The sequence below is a fragment of the Myxacorys chilensis genome, assembly GCF_059505265.1.
Genome location: NZ_JCACKG010000163.1, coordinates 1 through 5,043, shown reverse-complemented (window position 1 = coordinate 5,043; position 5,043 = coordinate 1). Strand labels below are relative to the sequence as shown.

The 5,043-nt window shown below is 46.2% G+C and carries 1 protein-coding gene; it reads right to left on the bottom strand.

The features are described from left to right. The coding region (locus AC5JLB_RS13135) for a PAS domain S-box protein (RefSeq protein WP_495874278.1) at window positions 1-5,043 on the bottom strand (5,043 nt) is incomplete at both ends.

Genomic DNA, 5,043 nt, shown 5'->3' with positions numbered 1-5,043 from the left:
CGACGACCGATCGCCGCGCTTCAGACAGTCCAGTTCGCGCCAATTCTTTGATCAGATCCAGGTGTGCCCCAGTTGCTTCTACATCATCCGTTAGCACCTGGTTTGCCGCTCCCACCTGAGCCAGAATGCCTGTAAACGACTGAGCGAGTGTGTCGTGAATTTCACGCGCCATGCGGTTGCGTTCTTCCAAAATCGAGGCTGCTTCTGCTTGCTTTTGCAGCGTAATGTCTCGCGCCAACCAAATCACCTGTTCGTGCCGAATCGGGGCAATGCGAGCCGAAAACCAGACTTCTCGTCCAGCTATCCACTGGCATTCAGTGTATTCAACGGTGAGTACTTGTTGGGTTTTCACCACCTGCTGAATATAATTCAGGAATTCATCAGCTTGTTCCTTGGCATAGAGTTGATGCAGTGTTTTACCAATATATTCCTTTATATACTCTTCTCCATAGGATGGATTTCCTGGGATTGCGTCGATCACTTGCCCTTCAGCATTGTAAACACACAGCGGATCGGGAATGGCTGAGAAGAGCGCTCGCAGTTCTGCTTCAGAGGCTTGCAGCGCGGCTTCTGCCTGTTTGCGATCGCTAATATCTACAACCACCCCTTCGATGTATCCATCGGCTGCATTCAGATAAGAAGAGAAAAGTACCCAAAACAATATCCCATCTCGTTTCCGCACCTGGGCTTCAAAGTTTCGCACTTCCCCATCCCGCTTCAGCAACTCAAGGAATTGTTGGCGATCGCTGGGATTGACATAGTAGCCTGCGGTGTGTTCAATCCCAATGATCTCCTCTGGTGAGTCAAAGCCATACAGATTGGCAAAGCATTGATTGGCATTGAGAATTAACCCATCACCAATGCGGGTGCGGTAGATGCCAACCTGGGAGTTTGCAAAGATAGCTCGGAATTTAGCTTCACTGCGTTGTAGAGCCTCTTCTGCTTGTTTACGCTGGGTGGTGTCATTGCCCACCGATAAGATTTCAACGACCTCTCCCTGGTCATTGAAGATGGCTTGATTCGACCAGGACATCCAAACTCGTCGACCGTCTCGACACAGGTTTTCCCCCTCGCCTTGCGGGTACGATTGAGGATTGCGAAGTAAATCGTGGATCATGGGTCTCATATCGCGTCCAGAGGTTTCGATGTCTGGAATGATGGTTTCAAATAGGGTTCGCCCTAAAATCTGATGTTCTTCATAGCCCAGGAGTTTCACCCCATAATCGTTGATGTATCGAATTCGTCCTTGCGAATCATAGCGAATGATAACGGAATTCGCGGTTTGTAGCAGGTTGCGATAATTCGCTTCACTTTGTCTCAATGCGGCTTCGGTCTGTTGACGTTCAGCGATTTCCTGCTGTAGGGATTGAGTTCGCTCTTCTACCTTCCTTTCCAATGTTTCGGTATAGTCTGCTAACTGTTCATATAGCCGAGCATTCTCCAGTGAAATTGCTGCCTGAGCCATCAACAGTTTGAGGACTTGTAAGCGATCGCGGGTAAACACTCCGGTACTAAGCTTGTTCTCCAAATAAAGGATGCCGACAAGCTGATTTTGCTTGAGAATTGGCATGCAGAGAAGCGATCGCGTCTGTTGGTGTTGAATATAAGGATCAGTCAAAAAAGATGGTTCGTTGACTGCATCATCAAACACCACAGTTTCTTGAGTACGTTCTACTGAGTAAATGACGGGGACAGGAATCGTTGCACAGTCAGTAACAGCGATCTTTTCCAGGTTGCACTGTCTACTCCCACTGCACTGAGCCACCACAGTGAGTTGATCGTCTTCTAGGAGCACTAGAGCGCCTGTTTCGGCTCCGGCATTTTCTATCACCACCTGCATTAACGTGGCGATCAATTGATCGAGATGGATTATTTCTGAAAGAGCTTGAGCTGCTTTCATTACCGCAGCCAAATCGATCGCGCTGTCTAAGCGAGCAGAAGTAGTTCCAGAAGTTGTATGGATTGGTGTGTAGGTCACAACCGGTGATTGAGAAAAGAACTGCGGGTAGCGAGTTTCTAAATCTTTGACTTTTGCCATCGCTCCCCATCTTTCATAGCAGTAGTGTGCTTCTTTCATGTAGAGCTGTGCAAATTTTTCTCGACCTCGCGCTAGATAATGTTTTGCAGCCAATTCGTATGCTAACGCCTCTTCCTGGATATATTCATTTTCTCTGGCTCCTTGAATCGCCCGTTCATAAAACTCTTCAGCCTCAAGAAATTGCCTTAAGACTCGTGCTTTCTCTGCTTCGACTAGATAAAATTTATGTAAATAATTCATTGGGGCGTGTTCTGCCCATTTCTGCATTTTTTCTTGGTTGGTGTTAACGCAGTTTAGCCAAGCTGCTTTTTCAGAGTTTGAAGCATCGAGCGATAGGCTCAAAAGCGCCAGCGAATGATAGAAACAGAATATAGGTAGACTTATTATTGCTGACACCTCTTCAAAATGTTGCCTTGCCAAAATAGCAGTCTGTACAGCTTGATGGTGTTCTTCAAATAGATAACACAACATGACTTTGTGTAAATAGAGTATTTGAATTACAGTTCTATCTTTAACTGCAATAGCGTGTGATAACGCCTGTTCTTCATCACACACCCGACCAACTAAGCGGCTGGGATTCTCAGACCTATCTAACAAATTAAGAATGGTCTGCCACACTATTGCCAGCCAATTTGAGGGGCTTTTCCGTCTGATTTGATTGGTCGCTTTGCTATAGGTTGCTGTTTTTTGTTCCAGTTGGGTGAGTTCCTCTCCAGCAGAAAACGAGTTATAGCATACGTTATAGGCAGCATAACCAGCACATTCAAAGTCTCCAGTTTCCACTCCACTTTGATAGGCATCGGCCAGCATTGGTATTATGTTCCTAAGATGCACCTTCCATTGCATGATATGGGTACCCGAAAACCTTAGGGTTCTAGCCTTGCCTCTTTTGTTATTCAATCGTTCTGCCGAGGTAAGAGCCAATTGACCAAATTTATAGCCGAGTTCAATGTCTTGAACAACTCCACATAGAACAAATCCGTAGGCAGCATAATACATCGGTGACCAGATAGCATTACCGTAGGTGATTGATAAATTTACCGTTTTGCATATAATCAGTATCCATAGTGCTGGTAACGTTATAAATGCAGCAGACCCGATATTCGATAAGATTGTTATAGCTGCCAGTGGTTCTGGTGCAGCAATCTCTGGTAAATTAATCAAGTTTTCGATTTCTCGTTCAGCGAGTAATGCGGCCGTTGACTCCAATTCCCTTTGAATATCTGCCCGACTTGGATTTTCTATTAAATCTATTCCCAGGAGCTTTAACGCTTCCAATCCAGTTTTGAGTGTTTCTTTCAGGTTGCCCTGCGACAAATATCCTTGAATTCTGCTATCGTAAACCTGCACTTTGTCAACCACTGTTTTGGCACGATCGAGTACCACTTCTACCAACTGTTCCATCTCATCAAAGCAACCCTGGAGATACGCCGCTTCTGCTGCTTCTGAGTACAGCGCTAAGGTGAGATCATACTCACTGAGCCAACTCTCTGAATTGAGAAGTTTAAGCCCTGTAGTGAAATACTTAAAAGCTGCTTCATAAGCCGTTGCTGCCTTTGCTTTCTGACCTGCCCTTAAATTCAATCTGGCAATTTCAGTTCGTTCTGATCGAGCAGTGACAAGCTCCGTTCCTTGATCGAGATGATCGACAATGGCAAACAGCCGATCGGATCGTTGCTCTGGTGAAGTTTTTTCGAGCAAATTGCGACCGATTTGGAGATGAACAACCTGTTTCTGCGATTCATCAATTAGGGCATAAGCCGCTTGCTGCACGCGATCGTGCAGAAACTTATACTCTTGAACCAACAAGTCTTCATCCAATTCAGACAGAGGTTGAATTAATCCCGCTTGTATTGCTGCAAGTAGATCCTGGAAAATTGCTTTCGGTGATTTTTCGCAAACGGTTCCTTCGGAGTTGCGCTCTGCGCTAAGCGCCAACGTTTCTAAATCAAACTCAGACCCAACACAAGCAGCGATGGAGAGAACTTGCTGTGTTGCTTCCGGTAATTTTTGCAATTGACGCAGCAGTAACTCCACCACATTATCGGTGATATCTTGAGCTTCAATCTCAGTTAAGTTCCACTGCCAACTCAACTGTTGGGCATCAAAGATTAACAGGTTTTCGCTATGCAGCAGCTTTAAAAATTCACCAACAAAGAAAGGGTTGCCCTCGGTTTTACGTGACACAACTTGGGCTAGGGGACGAACGGTATTAGGATTGCGATGTAACGTCTCAGCCACCAGTTGACCCAACGGTTCCAGTGTTAAGGGGGTCAGGATGATTTCCTGAAGTACTGCTCCCCCTTTTCGCAGGCTCTCTAGCGTTAAGACCAACGGATGCGTTGGAGTCAGTTCGTTATCTCGGTAGGCTCCGATCAAAAACAGAGATTGAGTTTGCTCGTCAAGCAATATGAGTTCAATTAACTTCAACGTTGCAGAATCGATCCACTGTAGATCGTCTAAAAAGATGACCAGGGGATGCTGTTTTGCACAAAACGCCCGCACAAACCTTTGAAACGTGAGATTGAAGCGATTCTGTGCTTCTGTTGCTCCAACTTCGGGCACAGGTGGCTGCTTGCCAATAATGAACTCAACTTCGGGGATGACATCAATGATGATTTGCCCATTGTTTCCTAAAGCAGTGAGTAGACGCGATCGCCATACTTCCACCTGTTCATTGGGTTCACCCAAGAGTTGCTGCACCAACTTTTGCAGGGCATCGACGATCGCGCTGTAGGGAATATTGCGCCGGAATTGGTCAAATTTGCCAGAGATAAAATAGCCGTGCTTTGCGGTGATCGGTTTATGGAGTTCCTGCACCAATGCCGTTTTGCCGATGCCAGCGTAACCAGAGACCAACATCATTTCGCTGCATGAGGGTGTAGGGTGTAGGGTGTAGGGTGTAGGGTGTTTTTCCCGATTCCCGATTCCCGATTCCCGATTCCCCGTCACTCTGTCAAACGCCACCCATAATGCTGCAATCTCCGCTTCTCGCCCATACAGTT